Consider the following 14265-nt stretch of genomic DNA (forward strand, 5'->3'; position numbering starts at 1 on the left):
GCCGAGGAGCTCGAACTGCTCGGCGCGCTGCGCGACGCGGGGGTGCGGGACGCCCCCAGACCGTCAGCACACTCAAGCTTCGGGGTGCCCCACGCAACCCAGGTGCGCAATGTCGCCGCCAGGCGACGAGCCGAAACCACACCCAACGAGAGCTACAGTCAACGACGTGCCCGAGATCTCGACCGCCGAGCGAGCCGGAGTCGGTTCCGACGGCCATCCCCGCCCCACCGAAGACCACATCGCCCTCCTCCCCAACGCCGTCCTGGTCCTGGACGGCGCCACCTCCCCAAGCCCAGACCTCCCCCCAGGCGGCTGGTACGCCCACCTCCTCCGCGACCAACTAGCCCAAGAACTAACCACCCACCCCACCCAACCCCTAACCACCGCACTGGCAACCGCAATCACCGAAGTAGCCAAAGCCAACGACCTAACCCCAGGAAACTCCCCCTCCAGCACAGTCTCGATCCTCCGCTGGACCGCCGACGAAATCGAAGCCCTGGTCCTAGCCGACAGCCCAATAGTCGCGTTTGGACACTCCGGCACCGACGTAGTAGCCGACGACCGCCTAATCTCCCTACGCAACAACGGCCTCCTCCAAACCAGCGCAGACGTCCGCCGCAGACGCAACGCCGAAGACGGCTTCTGGGTAGCCGAAGCCGACCCCACCGCAGCCCACAAAGCCGTCCAACGCAGCTGGCCGCGCAAAGACATCGACGCAGTCCTCATTGCCACCGACGGCGTAGCGATCGGAGTAGACGAGTACGGCCTCTTCAAGTGGCCAGAAGTCCTGCAACTGGCCAAAAACAAAGGCCCGGAAGCAGTGCTGGACGCAGTACGAGCCGCCGAGAATGACGATCCGCACGCCGTCCGCTGGCCCCGAGCCAAACGCCACGACGACCAGGTGCTCGTCCTCGCCGACTTCACGGGGTAGGGGCTGAATCAGGGGTTTTCCCTGATCACGAAACGCCGCCGAACGGCCAATCTGGCTACATGGGGAACTCACGAGGCGTCCGGGGATGGCGCCTGACCGCGCTGGCTGCGATCGCCTGGGGGCTGTTCACGATCACCGTGCTGCACATCATCAGCTCGCACGACCCGATCTACGACACGCTTTCGAGCTACACGATCACCGACCGCGGGGAAGGCATGCTCGGGGCGAGCGTGCTGTCGGTGGCCGTCGGATCGCTCGCGGTGCTCGGCGCGCTGATCGCCGGCGGTGTGCCGATGACGTTCAGCACCAAGGCTTTGCTCATGCTGTGGGCGCTCGGGCTGGCGGTGGCGGCGGTTTTTCCGGCCAGTTACCCACCGAGCCCGAATCCGCTCAGCGGCGACATCCACCTTTATTCGTGCCTGGTCGCGTTCGCGAGCCTGCCCGGCGCGGCGATCACGATGCTGGAACCGTTGCGCGGCACCGCGGAACGCGTGTTCGTGGTGCGGTGGCTGAAGTTCGGGCTCGCCGCGGTGGGACTGTTCGCGCTGAGCTTCCTGTTTGTCCGCTTGGACGAGGCCGGGGTGCAGCCGTTCCACGTGCTCACCGAGGTGCTGCCGGTGGGCGCGACTCAGCGGCTCACGCTGATCGCGAACGTCGCGCTGCTGCTGGTCCTGCTCCGCATCGCCGTGCGGACCGAAACCGCTCGCGCGGCGGTGCTCGTTACTTCCGCGCCTCGGCCATGAATTCGGGCGCGTAACCGAACAATCCGGGAAGACCTCCGGTGTGGACGAACACCACGGTCTCCTCCGGCGAATACCGTCCCGCCGCCGCCCATTCCACCAGGGCGGCGGCGGCTTTTCCGGTGTAGACCGGGTCGAGCACGACGCCCTCGGTGCGGCCGAACAACCGGATCGCTTCCCAGGTCCCCGACGCCGGAATGCCGTATCCCTCGCCGATCGTCGTGTCGTTCAGCCACACGTGCTCGAGCTTCGGTGGGTCGAACCCAAGCAACTGCGCGGCCCCGGCGGTGAGGTGGGACAAGTTGTCCACAGCCTCGTTGAGCGGGTGGCTGACGCAGGCGACGTCCAGGTCCAGCGAACCGAGCACCTCCGTGCCGAGCGCGAGCCCGGCCGCGGTAGCCCCGCTGGCGTGCGGACCGACGATCCGGGCGTGGTCCAGACCCAGCTTCACCAGCTGGGCAGCCAGCTCGCGAGCGGCATCCACATAGCCGAGAACGCCCAGTGGGTCGGACCCACCGACTGGGACCGTCCTCACTTTTCGGCCCTCGTCCGCTGCGTCGGTGAGCAGCCGCTCGTACGTCGCGGTCGCTTCCGCGTCCGACGCGCAGATGTGCACCCGCGCGCCGAAGAGGAGGTCAAGCGGGACGTTGCCGGACCGCTCGTACGCGTCACCGGAGCGCGGCACCTCAGCGGTGAGCACCAGTTCGCAGCGCAACCCGAGCTTCGCGCACGCTGCGGCGGTCTGACGGCCGTGGTTGGTCTGCAGCGCGCCGAAGGTGATCACCGTGTCGGCTCCGTCGGCGAGCGCCGCGCCGAGGTGGAAGTCGAGTTTGCGCAGCTTGTTGCCGCCGACGCCGAGCGGGTGGACGTCGTCGCGCTTCAGCAGCAGCCTGGGAATGCCGAGCGCGTCGCCAAGCCGCGGCGCCGGGACGAGCGGGGTCGGCCCGTGGTGCAGACCGGCGCGCGGGAAACCGTCGAAGCTGGGGAACCGGGCGAAGTCGAACGTCATCGATCCTCCGTGCGCTGGCCGGGCTGATGGTTTGGAGTTTAGGTGGCTTTCTCAGGCTGTCACCCGGTCTGCGGCCGGCCAGAAAGCGGAGTCCTGGCCGCGCTGGGGCAGGAAACAATCCCCCGGCTCGGTGCCGACAGGGGTGCCTCCCGGCCACCGCCGTGATACGTTCGTTCGAGCGAACGAGAGAAGGGGAGCCGCTGATGCCTTCCGCGCTGACAGAGTTCACGACCCTTGCCGACCAGGTCGCCGCGCTCGAAGCTGGCGAAGTCACGGCCGTGCAGCTCACCGAACTCGCGCTCAAGCGGGCCCACGCGAGCCAGCCGGTGCTCAACGCGTTCCGTGTCCTGCGAGACGAAGCCGCGCTCGCCGAGGCCGCCGAAGCTGATCAGCGCCGCGCCGACGGTGATCGCGCGCCGTTGCTCGGGGTGCCGGTGGCGATCAAGGACGACGTGGACATCACCGGCCTGCCCACCGCGTTCGGCTGCCCCGGCGACTTCCCGGTGGCCACCGGCGACGCACCAGCGGTAGCGAACCTCAAGCGGGCCGGCGCGGTCATCATCGGCAAGACCAACACGCCTGAGCTGGGCCAATGGCCGTTCACCGAGGGCACGGCGTTCGGCGCGACGCGCAATCCGTGGCAGCCTGAGCACACGCCGGGCGGGTCGTCTGGCGGATCGGCCGCGGCGGTGGCGGCCGGGATCGTGGCCGCCGCGCTCGGGTCGGACGGCGCGGGTTCGGTGCGCATCCCGGCGGCGTGGACCGGGCTCGTCGGGATCAAAACCCAGCGCGGCCGGATCCCGACCGGCAGCGAACTGTTCCACGGCCTCACCGTGCTCGGTCCGCTCGCCCGGACGGTCGCCGACGCGGCCACGCTGCTCGACGTCACCGCGGGCACCGGCACGTCGTTCCAGACCGCCGCGCAGCGCGAACCCGGACGGCTGAGAATCGGCCTTTCCACCCGGATTCCCTTCACCGCCACCAAAACCAGGCTCGACCCAGTGGTCGAAGCGGCGGTGCGGCAGACCGCCGAAACGCTCGCCGGACTGGGGCACGAGATCGTGCCGGTCGAACCCGGGTACGGGCTGATCGGCCTTACCTTCCTGCCGCGGTCGCTCACCGGCGTGCGCGACTGGGCTCGCCGCGTGCCGGAGCCGTCCGCGCTCGACCCGCGCACCCGCAGCAACGCCCAGCAAGGCGGCCTGCTCGCCGGGCCCGCGCTGAAACTCGCCCGCGCGCTCGAACCCGTGCTGCGCCGCCGGATCGGCGGGATGTTCGGCGACATCGACGTCCTGCTCACGCCGACCACCGCCACCCCGCCGCCCGCGATCGGGTCCTTCGACGGGCTTTCCGGCTGGCAGACCGATCAGTCGATGATCGCCGCGTGCCCGTACGCTTGGCCGTGGAACGTGCTGGGCTGGCCCGGGGTGAACGTGCCTGCCGGACTGACCGCGGACGGGTTGCCGCTCGGCGCCCAGCTGCTCGGCCCGTCGCATTCCGAGGAGCGGCTGATTTCCGTTGCCGCGCAACTGGAAGAGGTACTGCGATGGCCGGACCGACGTCCCGAGCCGGGGTGGTGAGCACCCGCGACGCGATCCTCCGCGCCACCCTGAAAGTGGTCGGCGAGCAGGGCGTCGGCGGGCTCACCAACCGGCGCATCGTCGCCGCGGCCGGGGTTTCGCTCGGCACGCTGACGTATCACTTCCCGAGCCAGACCGAGCTGTTGCGCGAGGCGATGCTGCTGTTCGCCGAGGAGGAAACGGCGAAGCTGGCGGGGATTGTCGAGGTGTACCGGGAACAAGGGCTGAGCCTCGAAGAAGCGGCGACCGTCGTGGAGCACGTGATCAAGCAGTTGCCGTTCGGCACGGACGAACTCGCGCCGCACGAGCTGTACCTGCAATCCGCGCGCGACCCCGGACTGCACGAGGCATCAGCGAAATGCTTTGCGGCGTATGACGAATTGGCCGTCACGATCCTGACCGCACTCGGGCTGCCGGATCCGGAACGGGTGGCCGGGCCGGTGGTCGCGCTGATCGCCGGGCTGCAGTTGCGCCGTCTCGCGACCGGCACGGACGTTCCGGCCGCCGAGCCGTTGATGATGCTGTTGCACGGAGCCCGAGGCTGACGTGGCCCCGCCGGTCGTCCGCGGCACTGCGGCTTGGCGCTATTTCGGCGACTTCCGCGACGCACTGCTCGCAGGGCAGGTGCTGGTGCTGCAGGTCGCGCATCCGGTTGTGGCGGCTGGGGTGCGGGATCATTCGGACTACCGCGAGGATCCGTGGACCCGGCTGATGCGCACCGTCGCTTCATTGTCGATCTATGTGTACGGCGGAACAAAAGGCGCACAGGTCGAGGCCTCGCGGCTGCGAAAACTGCACCGGACTTTCACCGGAACCGCCGACGGCCGCCGCTACAGCGCGCTCGACCCCGGCGCGTACGCGTGGGTGCACGCGACACTGGTAATGGCTCCCGTTGAAGCGCAACGGTTTTTCGGCCGTCCGATGTCCGCTTCAGAGCTTGCGGAGTACTACGCGCAGATGTGCGGCATCGGCCGGATCCTCGGCATCCGCGAGCGGTACCTGCCGCCGACCTGGCCGGAATTCGAGCAATACTACCGAGAGATGATCGCCGGATTCGGCCCTAACGAGACGATCAGCACGCTGTTCGAAACCATCGACAGCGTCGGGAAACCATTCTCCCGCATGTCGGACCGCCAGTGGTCGAAGCTCCAAAAAGGATATTCGACCGGGCAGATGTTCCTTATCCGCGCGACGCTCCCGCCCGAACTGCGTGACCGCCTTGGTCTGCGATGGACTGCCGGAGACGCGCGCAAGTTCGCCCGTTTTTGCCGCGCGGCAAGGATGCTCGGCACAGTGATGCCGCCGTCGCTGCGCACTCTCCCGATGCGAGTGGTCGGCAAGCTGAACGTGTGGCTGCGCGAGCACCCTTGGGCTTACCGGTTTTTCGTGCGCTCGTAATGCGCCCGGGCCTTCGCTCGGTTTCCGCAGCGGGACATCGAGCACCACTGCCGAGTCCGGCGCGGCGAGGTGTCGACAAACCGCAAACCACAGTCGTCCGCCGAGCAGATCCGGATGTCCTCCACGCCAGTCGCGAGATCGACCGCGTCCGCGGCCAGCACCGCGAACGCCGTGCCCGCTGCGCACTAACAGTCGGCAAGCTCAATGTGTGGCTGCGCGAGCACCCTAGGGCTTACCGGTTTTTCGTGCGCTCGTAATGCGCCCGGGCCTTCGCTCGGTTTCCGCAGCGGGACATCGAGCACCACTGCCGAGTCCGGCGCGGCGACGTGTCGACAAACCGCAGACCACAGTCGTCGGCTGAGCAGATCCGGATGTCCTCCACGCCGGTCGCGAGATCGACCGCGTCTGCGGCCAGCACCGCGAAGGCCGTCGCCACCGGATCCGGCGCAGCGGGCACCTCCCGCTGCAGAACGCCGTCCTTCAACAGCAGCCGGTCCGGTTTCGGTGCCGCGGCAAGGGCGTCGTTGACCAGCCGGACATCCTTGGCGAGCGGCTTGGCGGTCAGCAGCCGGTTCACGGCCTCGCGTAGTTCCTTCGCCGCCGCGACCTCGGCAGCGGTCACTCGCAGGCGGCCGAACCCGGCCAGCTCAAGCCATTCCGCGAGCGCGTCCGGACCGGTGAGCAGCTCGATGCCCTCCGGGAGATGCCGGGAGCGCAGCGTGTTCACCAGGTGCAGACACGGCCGTCCGGCGTCGAACACCCACTCCATGCCACTCATTCTAACCATTGAAACCGGTGAGAACCCGCGCTACCGTCTAACCCCATGAGCCGGTTAGAAGCAGCCATGGCCCAAGTAGACGATCTGCGCATGCACTACCTCCACGGTGGCGAAGGTCCGCCGCTCTTCCTCCTGCACGGCTGGCCGCAGACGTCGCATTGTTGGCACCGCGTCGCCGGGCCGCTGACCGAGACGCACACCGTGATCACCCCTGACCTGCGTGGATACGGGCGCACTGACAAACCCCGCACCGGCTACGACAAGCGCACGATGGCCGCCGACGTCGCGAAGCTGGCCGAGCAGCTCGGGTTCGACCAGGTCGCGGTCGCGGGGCACGATCGCGGCGGGCGGGTCGCGCATCGATGGGCGCTAGACCGTCCAGACCAGGTGGAGCGACTGGCTGTGCTGGACATCGCGCCGACGCGGGAGATGTGGCGTCGCCTCGACAAAGATCTCGCGAAGGCCTACTGGCACTGGCTTTTCCACCTGCAGCCAGACCTGCCCGAGCTACTGGCCGGACAGAACATCGCCGCCTACCTCGGGTACTTCTTCGAGCGCTGGACCTTCCAACGCCACGGACTGCCCGCCGAAGACGTCGCCGAGTACGTCCGCGCCTTCGAAGCGCCCGGCGCGCTGCGAGCCGGTTTCGACGATTACCGCGCCTCGTTCCCAGACGACGCTGAACTGGACGACGCCGACTACGCCGCCGGGAAACGCCTCACCCAGCCGGTACTGGCGATGTGGGGCAGGGCCGGTCTGCTCGGCAGCCTGCCCACGCTCGACATCTGGCGCGACTACGCGGACCACGTGACCGGCATCGGCCTCGAAGACTGTGGACACTTCCTCCCCGAGGAACAACCCTCACAAGTCGTGGCACATCTGCGGGAATTCCTGGCCAGTTAACGGAATCCGAGCGAACCCCGCGCCCACGGTCTGCTCGATCGCCGCGCCGACGCGGAACGCGACACTGTCGGCGTACTTGTCCGCGACGACCTGAACGCCGGTCGGCACCCCATTGCTGGCCCAACCGGACGGTACGGCGAGCACCGGATGCTCGCTGCCGACGTTGAACGCCGGAGTCAGCGACGCGTCAGAAAAGTGTTCCAGCGCAACACCGTTGACCACGACCTCCGCGGACAGATAGTCCTCGCCAGCAGCAAACGCAGTGGCACCGAGAGTCGGCACGATAAGCGCGTCGAACTGGCCGAACACCGCGTCGAGGCGCTCGCGGATCGCCGCTTCGACCGCGTGGCCGGTTTGAGCGTCCACAATGTTCTCGACACCCTTGCGCGCGAACGCCTGGCAGTACGGCGTGATCACGCCCGGATTCCGCCGGTCCAACTCCAGGACCTCGGCAGCCAGGCCGGTCCCGAAGTGCGCCCACAGGGCCTGCTTGACCATGTCGAGCGTCCAGTCGATCTCGATCTCGGTCACCGCCGCACCAACGGACGCCAGCGCCTGCCCGACCGCGCGGGTTTTGGCCGCGATCTCCAAGTCCACCGGGAAGTCGCCAGGCACCGGACAGCACGCGACGCGGAGCCCACGCACGTCACCCAGTTCGACAGAAACCGCCGGGAGCCGCGAGTGCGGGTCGCGCGGGTCTTCGCCTGACATGACGTTCTGCAGGAGCGCGCAATCGGCGACAGTCCGGGCCATCGGACCGTGGTGGTAGTAGGTGTCCAACCCAGCGGGCGGCAAGACCGGATTGCGGCCGTGCGGCGGCTTGAACCCCACGACACCGGTAAAGGACGCGGGCGCGCGGAGCGAACCACCGATGTCCGACCCCGTGGCAAGGAAGGCCGTCCCAGCCGCCAACGCCGCGCCCGAACCGCCGGACGAGCCGCCCGCAGCGGTCTGGAGGTTCCACGGATTGCGCGTAATCCCCCAGCGCCGCGTGTGAGACAGCGGCATGCAGCAGAACTCGGACGTCGTCGTGCGAGCGTGCAGAATGCCGCCTGCCGCCTGGATCCGGCTGAGCCCGATCGCGGTCTCCCGCGCCAGTTGAGGCGGACGCAGGAGGGTGCCGTCGGTGACCGGATGCCCGGCCAGCGGCTGTTCTTCCTTCGCCGCGACCGGCAGCCCTTCGAGCGGCCTCGGCTGGCCACCGGGCGCGTACTGCTTCTCCGCGACCGCCGCTGCCCGCAGCGCCTGCTCGAACATCTCCTCGGCGAACGCGTTGACGTCCGGCTCGACCCGCCCGGCCCGTTCCACGACCGCGCGCATCAGCTCCACGGGTGACAACTCGCGGGCCCGGAAGAGCCGCAGCGCTTCCACGGCAGAGAGGTAGTGGAGTGAGGTCATCGCGCGCTCCGTGGGGTCGGGCCGCTCAACCTACTCAGCAGGCGACCCTCGCCAAGCCGACATTCAACCCACAACCCCCGGCACCCACGGTGACCAGAGCCGATCCGCACTCCACCCGATCGAGTGACTGTTGGCGAATCGTTCTCCGTTGAGACCTCGCCGTGGTGGACTACTGGCTCGGCGGCAGGTCGAACTGGCCGGCCTTGACCGCGACGAGGAAGGCGTCCCACTCGCCGCGGTCGAAGACCAGCACCGGACTCGCCGCGAGCTTCGTGTCGCGCACGCCGATCAAGCCGGGACGGGAGAGGTTGACCTCGACACAGTTTCCGCCGTTGGGTTCGCTCGCGAACGACTTCGCCCAGGCCGCGGCCGCGAACAGCGACTCTGCCGTGTCCGGGTCGTAATCCTGGGGCGACGGATAATCCGCCATGGGTCGTCCACCTCCGAGCCTTGTGCAGGGCGTGCGGTCTGGTGCACGTCCCCGGCTTCTTTGCGTCACTACGGAGCAAACCGCAGGGCCAAGCGGGTGATCAACTCGACCCGATCTCGACATGAAGATTATTCCAGGAGTAGGATTAATCGCAGCGATCGGGGCGTCAGTGGTGGGTGAATGGCTTGCGACATTCAGCCCAACACCGTCAGCACCGGCCCGGACACCCGGCCCGGGCAGCGGAACAGCTGCGAGATATCGGGAGGAGTGCGGATGCGAGCCGACCCGTTCGGCCCGGCCAGGAGCCGATCCGCCCGCCTCTCCGGGATCCGCACTGGTCCAGGTGCTGCGACGACCCTGCGGAGACGCCGCAACGGAGCGGTTTCCCTGGTGCCCGGCGTTGACCCGCCGAGCGCGTACCACCCCGATCCGGCCGGCGCCGACCCGCGCCGGTTCCCGTTATCCGAACTGGGGGTGTGATCCCATGGCCGTCCGGCTCACCACGCTTTTCCGCCGTGAGGACGAACACACTCGCGGCCGACGTGGGATCAATCACGAATTGCGCAACCGGTTCGGGTTCAGCCTGATCCAGGCCCCGCTGCGCAGCCCGATGGTTGTGGACACCGAAATCGAAGTACCCGCTCCGCGCCAAGCGGACAGCGTCCACACCACCCGCCACCGTCGCGAGACACGAGTACCGATTCTCCACGGGCTCGGCTGAGCCGAAGCCCGCATCGTCCACGCTCCCCGGAATCCTTTGCCCGGGGAGCGTTTTCGTGTCCGGACCCTGGCCGCGATCGAGGTTCAGACCACTTCTGCCGGTCTAGACCATGTCGCCGCCGGGTCCCCGTTGATGTACGTGAGGGGAACCCTCAGGGACTCTGATTCCCTCAGGGTTCCCCTCACAGACTTTCGCACGGTCAGGGCTTGCGCCCCAAAGCGCAAATCCCGCCGCTGAACGAAGGATCGTCCGCCATCCGGTCGCTCGCCGTCGTCTCGCCCGCCTCCGGGTGCCAGTCCGACACCCACGCGATGCCCGGCTCCACCAGTTCCAGCCCGGAGAAGAACTCAGCGAACTCCGCCCGCGAGCGGTAATGGAACGGCGTGCTCGACTTCTGGTACTGCTTGTGGATCGCGTCGCGGCGTTCGCCGTCGTTCGTCGGGACGCCGTCGTCGGTCAGGTGCGAGGACAGGAAATACGAGCCGGACGGCAGCAGCGACAGGTACTTCTGCACGATCTCCAGCGCCGGCTCGTCGCGGCCGACGAAGTACAGCACTCCGACCATGATCAGGCCGATCGGGCGCTTCGGGTCGAGTACGCCGGTGTCGAGCGCGCGCGGCCAGACGTCGGCCGGGTTGCGCAGGTCGCCCTGCAGCACCGCGTGCCGGTCGGCGACGCCGTCTCGTTCCAGCAGGATCTGCGAATGCGCGACGGCCACCGGCTCGTTGTCGACGTAGACGCAGCGCGCGTTCGGGTTCACCGACGTCGCGATCTCGTGCACGTTGCCGACCGTGGGCACGCCGGAGCCGATGTCGAGGAACTGGTCGATGCCCTGTTCGGCCATGTACCGCACGCCGCGGCCAAGGAACTCGCGGCCGGCCCTGGCGATGGTCTTGATCATCGGAAAGGTCTGGACCGCTTTTTCGCCGAACTCGCGGTCGATGGCCCAGTTGGCGGTGCCGCCGAGGAACCAGTCGTAGATCCGCGCCGCGTTCGGCCGATCGAGGTCGACGCCCTCCGGGGCTTCCGGATCCGGTGCCTGAGTCATCAGCTTCCCCTTCCGTGCGGGTACCAGTGTGCCCACTCGCCGCGCCCGCGCGCCGCCGCCCCCGGCAATCGCCCGAAAATGCCACGACTGAAGTACATCCGGGCCACTAGGTTGCGGAGGATGCGCATCCTCTTCTCGTTCGTCGGCGGTCGCGGCCACTGGGATCCGATGGCACCGGTCGCGCGAGCGCTCCTCGCGCGCGGCCACACCGTAGCGGTCGCGGGCGGCGGTTCGCATGTACCCGCGCTCGCCAAAGCCGGGTTCACGACCTTCGCGGTGAACAAACCACGTGAGGTCGGGACGACACGACAGCCGATGCCGCCGGTCGATCCGGCGCGTGACGACTGGGAGATCCGGGAGCTGTTCGCCCGCCGCGCGACTCAGGAACACGTGCCGGTGCTGCTGGAGATCGCCCGGGAATGGCGGCCGGACCTGATCGTCCGGGACGAAGTGGACTTCTCCGGCGCGATCGCCGCCGAGGTGCTGGGCCTGCCGTGCGCGACCGTCCTGGTGCTCGCCGCGGGAACGTTGCTGCGCAAGGAACTTCTCGCCGAACCGCTCGCCGAAGCCCGCGCCGCGCATGGCCTGCCGGACGATCCAGAGCTCGGAATGCTCACCCGCGGCCAGGTGCTCTCGCCGATCCCGCCGTCCTTTCGCGACCCCAGTTCGCCGCTGCGGCCGGGCACTTTCTCGTTCCGCCAAGGAGATCCGGTCGCGCCCCGCCAGCCCGCCGAGAAGCCGCACGTGTACTTCACGCTCGGCACCAACTTCAACCTCGAGTCCGGCGATCTCATCGAGCGCACCCTCGCCGGGCTGGGCCAGTTGGACGCCGAGGTGACCGCCACCGTCGGCACCCAGATCGACCCCGCCGAGTTCGGGCCGCAACCGGCGCACGTCCGCGTGGAACGGTTCGTCCCGCAGGCCGAACTGTTGCCGCGCCTCGATTTGATGATCTCGCACGCCGGATCCGGCAGCGTGATCGGCGCGCTCTCGCACGGTCTGCCCTCGCTGCTTTTCCCGATGGGCGCCGACCAGCCCGGCAACGCCCGGCGCTGCGCCGCGCTGAACGTCGGGCACGCACTGGACCCGGAAACGTCCACTCCGGACGAAATCTGCCAAGCCGCCGCGAAAGTACTCGCCGACCCCAGCTATCGCGAGGCCGCGCAACGAGTGCAAGCGGAGATCAACGCCCTGCCCGATGCCGCGGAAACCGTGCCCGTGCTCGAAGCGCTGGTCACATCATCTGGGAGCGGTAGCTTTCCGCCAGCTCCTTGAGGAACTGGCGCGTCTCGCCCCGTTCCAAAGCGGCCCCGCGCAGCCGGTCCCACGAGTCCACGAAGATGTTGAAGTCCTTCACGTCGTCGAGGTACAGCCCGCCCGCGGAGTGTTCGATGTAGACGAAGTCGCGCGTGCGGTCCGGGAACCGCATGATCGTGAAGTCGTTGGGCACCGCGGCGAGCTTCGCGCCGAACGGCAGCACGTGCACGTACACGCGCGGGTGCCGGTCGAGCGCGAGCAGGTGCTCCACCTGGTCCAGCATCACCGCGGGCGCGATCCCGCCGGGTGCGCGGCGCAGCGCGCCCTCGCTGATGATGAACCGGTAGTACGGCGGCTGCTGCTGGTCGAACACCGCTTTGCGGTCGAGCCGGTTGCGCACGAGCGACGTGACGTCGGTGGCTCCCGCCTCGGTGAACTGCTTGAGCATGTAGTGCTCGGACTGCAGCGGCCCCGGCACGCGCTCGCCGTGCCAGGTGAGGATCTCCGCGGCGGCGGGCTCGAGGTCGGTGAAGGTGCGGAACCAGTGCGGCACCACCGACCGGTAGCCCGACCAATGGCCGCGCTGCCCGGCCGCGGCCCGGGCCAGGTTCATCAGAGTGTCGGCTTCTTCGCCGTTGATCCCGAACGCGTTCAGCATGGTCCGCACATCTCCGAGCTTGACCCCCACCGCACCGGACTCGATCTTGTTGACCTTGCCCTGGGTGCAGCCGAGTACCTCGGCGACTTGCTGCTGCGTCATCTTCGCGGCGTTTCGAGCATGCCTGAGCTCATTGCCGAGCTGCTTGCGGCGCGAGGTGACGGTGCTCGCCATCTCCCCTTGCTCTCCTGGACCACTATGCCGACGGGCTTTCCGCCGGACCGCGAACTACGAACCACCCAGGCCACTGCGACCCAACGGAGTTCGATGATGACACCCGGCAGCGTTTCAGGAAATGCACGAGAACGCCAGTCACCCGGCATGTCACCCTGCCGGAGCAGTGGATTCCGGGCGCCGCGGACATCTCGGCTACTCCATTCGGACTAAGAGGAGACTTCCGGGCACAGCTGCACCGCGGAGGCCCCACGCCGACGGCATGGGCGGCATAGTGTCGGCGTGCTCGATCGATCCCCTGGCGCGGCTAGCGTCAAACAGCTGGCAGACGGCGCGTTCGGCTATGTCCAGCCCGACGGTTCCTGGTTCATCAACAACTGCGGCTTCGTCGACGCCGACGGACACGCTGTGCTTATCGACACATGCGCGACCGAACGGCGTACGCGCGCCCTGCTTTCGGCCGTGGGCGACACCGCCGGCCCGGTCACGACGCTCGTCAACACGCATCACCACGGCGACCACACCAACGGCAACTACCTCGTCGGCGGCGCCACCGTCGTCGGCCACCGCAAGACCCGCGAGACGCTGCTGGCCGACGGGATCCAGCGGTACGAGGGCGTCTTCACCGACAGCGATTGGGGCAAGCTCGAACTGCGCGTGCCCGACCTGGTCTTCGACGACACCGTCACCCTTTACGCCGGACAGACCCGGATCGACCTCATCCACCCCGGCCACGCCGCGCACACCACCAACGACGTCCTGGTCTGGCTGCCCGAACAGCGTCTGCTCTACGCGGGCGACCTGGTGTTCAACGGCGGCAGCCCGTTCGCGCTCATGGGCTCGGTGGCGGGCTGGCGGGCCGCGCTGAACGTGATCCGCGAGCTCGACCCGGCGGTCATCCTGCCCGGCCACGGCCCGGTGTGCGGACTCGAAACGGTGGACCTGGTCGACGACTACCTGGAGTTCGTCCAGCGCACGGCGGAAACCGGCAAGGCGGCTGGCCGCTCGCCGCTGGAACAGGCGAGGGCGACCGACCTCGGCCGGTTCGCCGAGCTGACCGAACAGGAACGCCTCGCCGGAAACCTGCACCGGGCGTACGCCGAACTCGACGGCGAAGGGTGGGGTGCGCCACTCGATCTGGTGGCTCCGCTGAAGGACATGCTGGCCTGGAACGGGGGCCCGATCCGCTGCTTCTCGTGAGCACCGGTTTTGTGGCTAGGCTCGGAATCCGGCAGAGGTT

The 14265-nt window shown here is 68.4% G+C and carries 15 protein-coding genes and 1 pseudogene; 9 read left to right on the forward strand and 7 right to left on the reverse strand.

Features of this window, described 5'->3' with window-relative positions; genetic code table 11:
• Positions 1-166 precede the first annotated feature (166 nt).
• Complete coding sequence (locus tag ACWDNU_RS37570) at positions 167-931, forward strand: protein phosphatase 2C domain-containing protein (protein ID WP_449672341.1); 765 nt, start codon at positions 167-169, stop codon at positions 929-931.
• 59 nt (positions 932-990) lie between these two features.
• Entirely contained in the window at positions 991-1674 is a 684-nt protein-coding gene (locus ACWDNU_RS37575; RefSeq protein WP_370932369.1) for a DUF998 domain-containing protein, read from the forward strand.
• On the opposite strand, the gene ACWDNU_RS37580 is transcribed toward ACWDNU_RS37575, so the two are convergent.
• Positions 1652-2680 (reverse strand): D-cysteine desulfhydrase family protein, encoded by a 1029-nt coding sequence (locus ACWDNU_RS37580; protein WP_449672342.1) that lies wholly within the window; start codon positions 2678-2680, stop codon positions 1652-1654. The genes ACWDNU_RS37575 and ACWDNU_RS37580 overlap by 23 nt on opposite strands.
• Positions 2681-2883: 203 nt before the next feature.
• Here ACWDNU_RS37580 and ACWDNU_RS37585 point away from each other — a divergent pair, with 203 nt between their 5' ends.
• Genes ACWDNU_RS37585 through ACWDNU_RS37595 form a run of 3 tightly spaced genes read left to right on the forward strand, consistent with a single transcriptional unit; the run spans position 2884 to position 5658 of the window.
• Positions 2884-4260 carry an amidase gene (locus ACWDNU_RS37585; protein WP_449672343.1) on the forward strand — a complete coding sequence of 459 codons (1377 nt, stop codon included), beginning with the start codon at positions 2884-2886 and terminating at the stop codon, positions 4258-4260.
• Positions 4227-4805 (forward strand): TetR/AcrR family transcriptional regulator, encoded by a 579-nt coding sequence (locus tag ACWDNU_RS37590; protein WP_449672344.1) that lies wholly within the window; start codon positions 4227-4229, stop codon positions 4803-4805. Before ACWDNU_RS37585 ends, ACWDNU_RS37590 begins: the two co-directional genes overlap by 34 nt.
• A 1-nt stretch (position 4806) precedes the next feature.
• Positions 4807-5658 (forward strand): oxygenase MpaB family protein, encoded by an 852-nt coding sequence (locus ACWDNU_RS37595; RefSeq protein ID WP_449672345.1) that lies wholly within the window; start codon positions 4807-4809, stop codon positions 5656-5658.
• On the opposite strand, the pseudogene ACWDNU_RS37600 reads toward ACWDNU_RS37595, so the two are convergent.
• Together ACWDNU_RS37600 and ACWDNU_RS37605 are read right to left on the reverse strand one after the other, a co-directional pair.
• A pseudogene (locus ACWDNU_RS37600) lies at positions 5634-5828 on the reverse strand (CGNR zinc finger domain-containing protein); the annotation flags it as partial. The gene ACWDNU_RS37595 and the pseudogene ACWDNU_RS37600 sit on opposite strands and share 25 nt — an antisense overlap.
• Before the next feature lie 62 nt (positions 5829-5890).
• Complete coding sequence (locus ACWDNU_RS37605) at positions 5891-6427, reverse strand: CGNR zinc finger domain-containing protein (RefSeq protein ID WP_449672346.1); 537 nt, start codon at positions 6425-6427, stop codon at positions 5891-5893.
• Between the two features lie 75 nt (positions 6428-6502).
• Here ACWDNU_RS37605 and ACWDNU_RS37610 point away from each other — a divergent pair, with 75 nt between their 5' ends.
• A complete protein-coding gene (locus tag ACWDNU_RS37610; protein ID WP_449672347.1) occupies positions 6503-7339 on the forward strand; it encodes an alpha/beta fold hydrolase in 837 nt (278 codons plus the stop codon).
• On the opposite strand, the gene ACWDNU_RS37615 is transcribed toward ACWDNU_RS37610, so the two are convergent.
• The gene (locus tag ACWDNU_RS37615; protein WP_449672348.1) at positions 7298-8737 is read right to left on the reverse strand and encodes an amidase; all 1440 of its coding nucleotides are present in this window, start codon (positions 8735-8737) and stop codon (positions 7298-7300) included. The genes ACWDNU_RS37610 and ACWDNU_RS37615 overlap by 42 nt on opposite strands.
• A 169-nt stretch (positions 8738-8906) precedes the next feature.
• Positions 8907-9167 (reverse strand): DUF397 domain-containing protein, encoded by a 261-nt coding sequence (locus ACWDNU_RS37620; RefSeq protein ID WP_370932377.1) that lies wholly within the window; start codon positions 9165-9167, stop codon positions 8907-8909.
• Positions 9168-9651: 484 nt separating this feature from the next.
• Between ACWDNU_RS37620 and ACWDNU_RS37625 the strand changes: the two genes are divergently transcribed.
• On the forward strand, positions 9652-9888 hold the full coding sequence (locus ACWDNU_RS37625) for a hypothetical protein (RefSeq protein WP_370932378.1): 237 nt from the start codon (positions 9652-9654) through the stop codon (positions 9886-9888).
• Positions 9889-10087: 199 nt separating this feature from the next.
• Here ACWDNU_RS37625 and ACWDNU_RS37630 read toward each other — a convergent pair whose 3' ends face one another.
• Positions 10088-10936, reverse strand: coding sequence for an SAM-dependent methyltransferase (locus ACWDNU_RS37630; RefSeq protein WP_449672349.1), 849 nt, complete (start codon positions 10934-10936; stop codon positions 10088-10090).
• A 120-nt stretch (positions 10937-11056) separates the two neighbouring features.
• On the opposite strand from ACWDNU_RS37630, the gene ACWDNU_RS37635 reads away from it, so the two are divergent.
• Positions 11057-12211, forward strand: a complete 1155-nt coding sequence (locus ACWDNU_RS37635; RefSeq protein ID WP_449672350.1) for a glycosyltransferase — start codon at positions 11057-11059, stop codon at positions 12209-12211.
• Here the strand turns inward: ACWDNU_RS37635 and ACWDNU_RS37640 are convergent.
• Positions 12171-13025, reverse strand: coding sequence for a helix-turn-helix domain-containing protein (locus tag ACWDNU_RS37640; RefSeq protein WP_354738712.1), 855 nt, complete (start codon positions 13023-13025; stop codon positions 12171-12173). The two genes, ACWDNU_RS37635 and ACWDNU_RS37640, sit on opposite strands and share 41 nt — an antisense overlap.
• Before the next feature lie 282 nt (positions 13026-13307).
• On the opposite strand from ACWDNU_RS37640, the gene ACWDNU_RS37645 reads away from it, so the two are divergent.
• A complete protein-coding gene (locus ACWDNU_RS37645; RefSeq protein ID WP_449672351.1) occupies positions 13308-14225 on the forward strand; it encodes an MBL fold metallo-hydrolase in 918 nt (305 codons plus the stop codon).
• Positions 14226-14265 lie beyond the last annotated feature (40 nt).

The organism is Amycolatopsis sp. NPDC003676, from assembly GCF_053587275.1.

What these genes read in the sequence shown, in the direction of transcription:
- ACWDNU_RS37575 (WP_370932369.1), top strand. Translation starts at nt 991, where the DNA reads ATGGGGAACTCACGAGGCGTCCGGGGATGGCGCCTGACCGCGCTGGCT.
- ACWDNU_RS37580 (WP_449672342.1), bottom strand. Translation starts at nt 2,680, where the DNA reads ATGACGTTCGACTTCGCCCGGTTCCCCAGCTTCGACGGTTTCCCGCGC.
- ACWDNU_RS37585 (WP_449672343.1), top strand. Translation starts at nt 2,884, where the DNA reads ATGCCTTCCGCGCTGACAGAGTTCACGACCCTTGCCGACCAGGTCGCC.
- ACWDNU_RS37590 (WP_449672344.1), top strand. Translation starts at nt 4,227, where the DNA reads ATGGCCGGACCGACGTCCCGAGCCGGGGTGGTGAGCACCCGCGACGCG.
- ACWDNU_RS37605 (WP_449672346.1), bottom strand. Translation starts at nt 6,427, where the DNA reads ATGGAGTGGGTGTTCGACGCCGGACGGCCGTGTCTGCACCTGGTGAAC.
- ACWDNU_RS37610 (WP_449672347.1), top strand. Translation starts at nt 6,503, where the DNA reads ATGGCCCAAGTAGACGATCTGCGCATGCACTACCTCCACGGTGGCGAA.
- ACWDNU_RS37615 (WP_449672348.1), bottom strand. Translation starts at nt 8,737, where the DNA reads ATGACCTCACTCCACTACCTCTCTGCCGTGGAAGCGCTGCGGCTCTTC.
- ACWDNU_RS37620 (WP_370932377.1), bottom strand. Translation starts at nt 9,167, where the DNA reads ATGGCGGATTATCCGTCGCCCCAGGATTACGACCCGGACACGGCAGAG.
- ACWDNU_RS37625 (WP_370932378.1), top strand. Translation starts at nt 9,652, where the DNA reads ATGGCCGTCCGGCTCACCACGCTTTTCCGCCGTGAGGACGAACACACT.
- ACWDNU_RS37630 (WP_449672349.1), bottom strand. Translation starts at nt 10,936, where the DNA reads ATGACTCAGGCACCGGATCCGGAAGCCCCGGAGGGCGTCGACCTCGAT.
- ACWDNU_RS37635 (WP_449672350.1), top strand. Translation starts at nt 11,057, where the DNA reads ATGCGCATCCTCTTCTCGTTCGTCGGCGGTCGCGGCCACTGGGATCCG.
- ACWDNU_RS37640 (WP_354738712.1), bottom strand. Translation starts at nt 13,025, where the DNA reads ATGGCGAGCACCGTCACCTCGCGCCGCAAGCAGCTCGGCAATGAGCTC.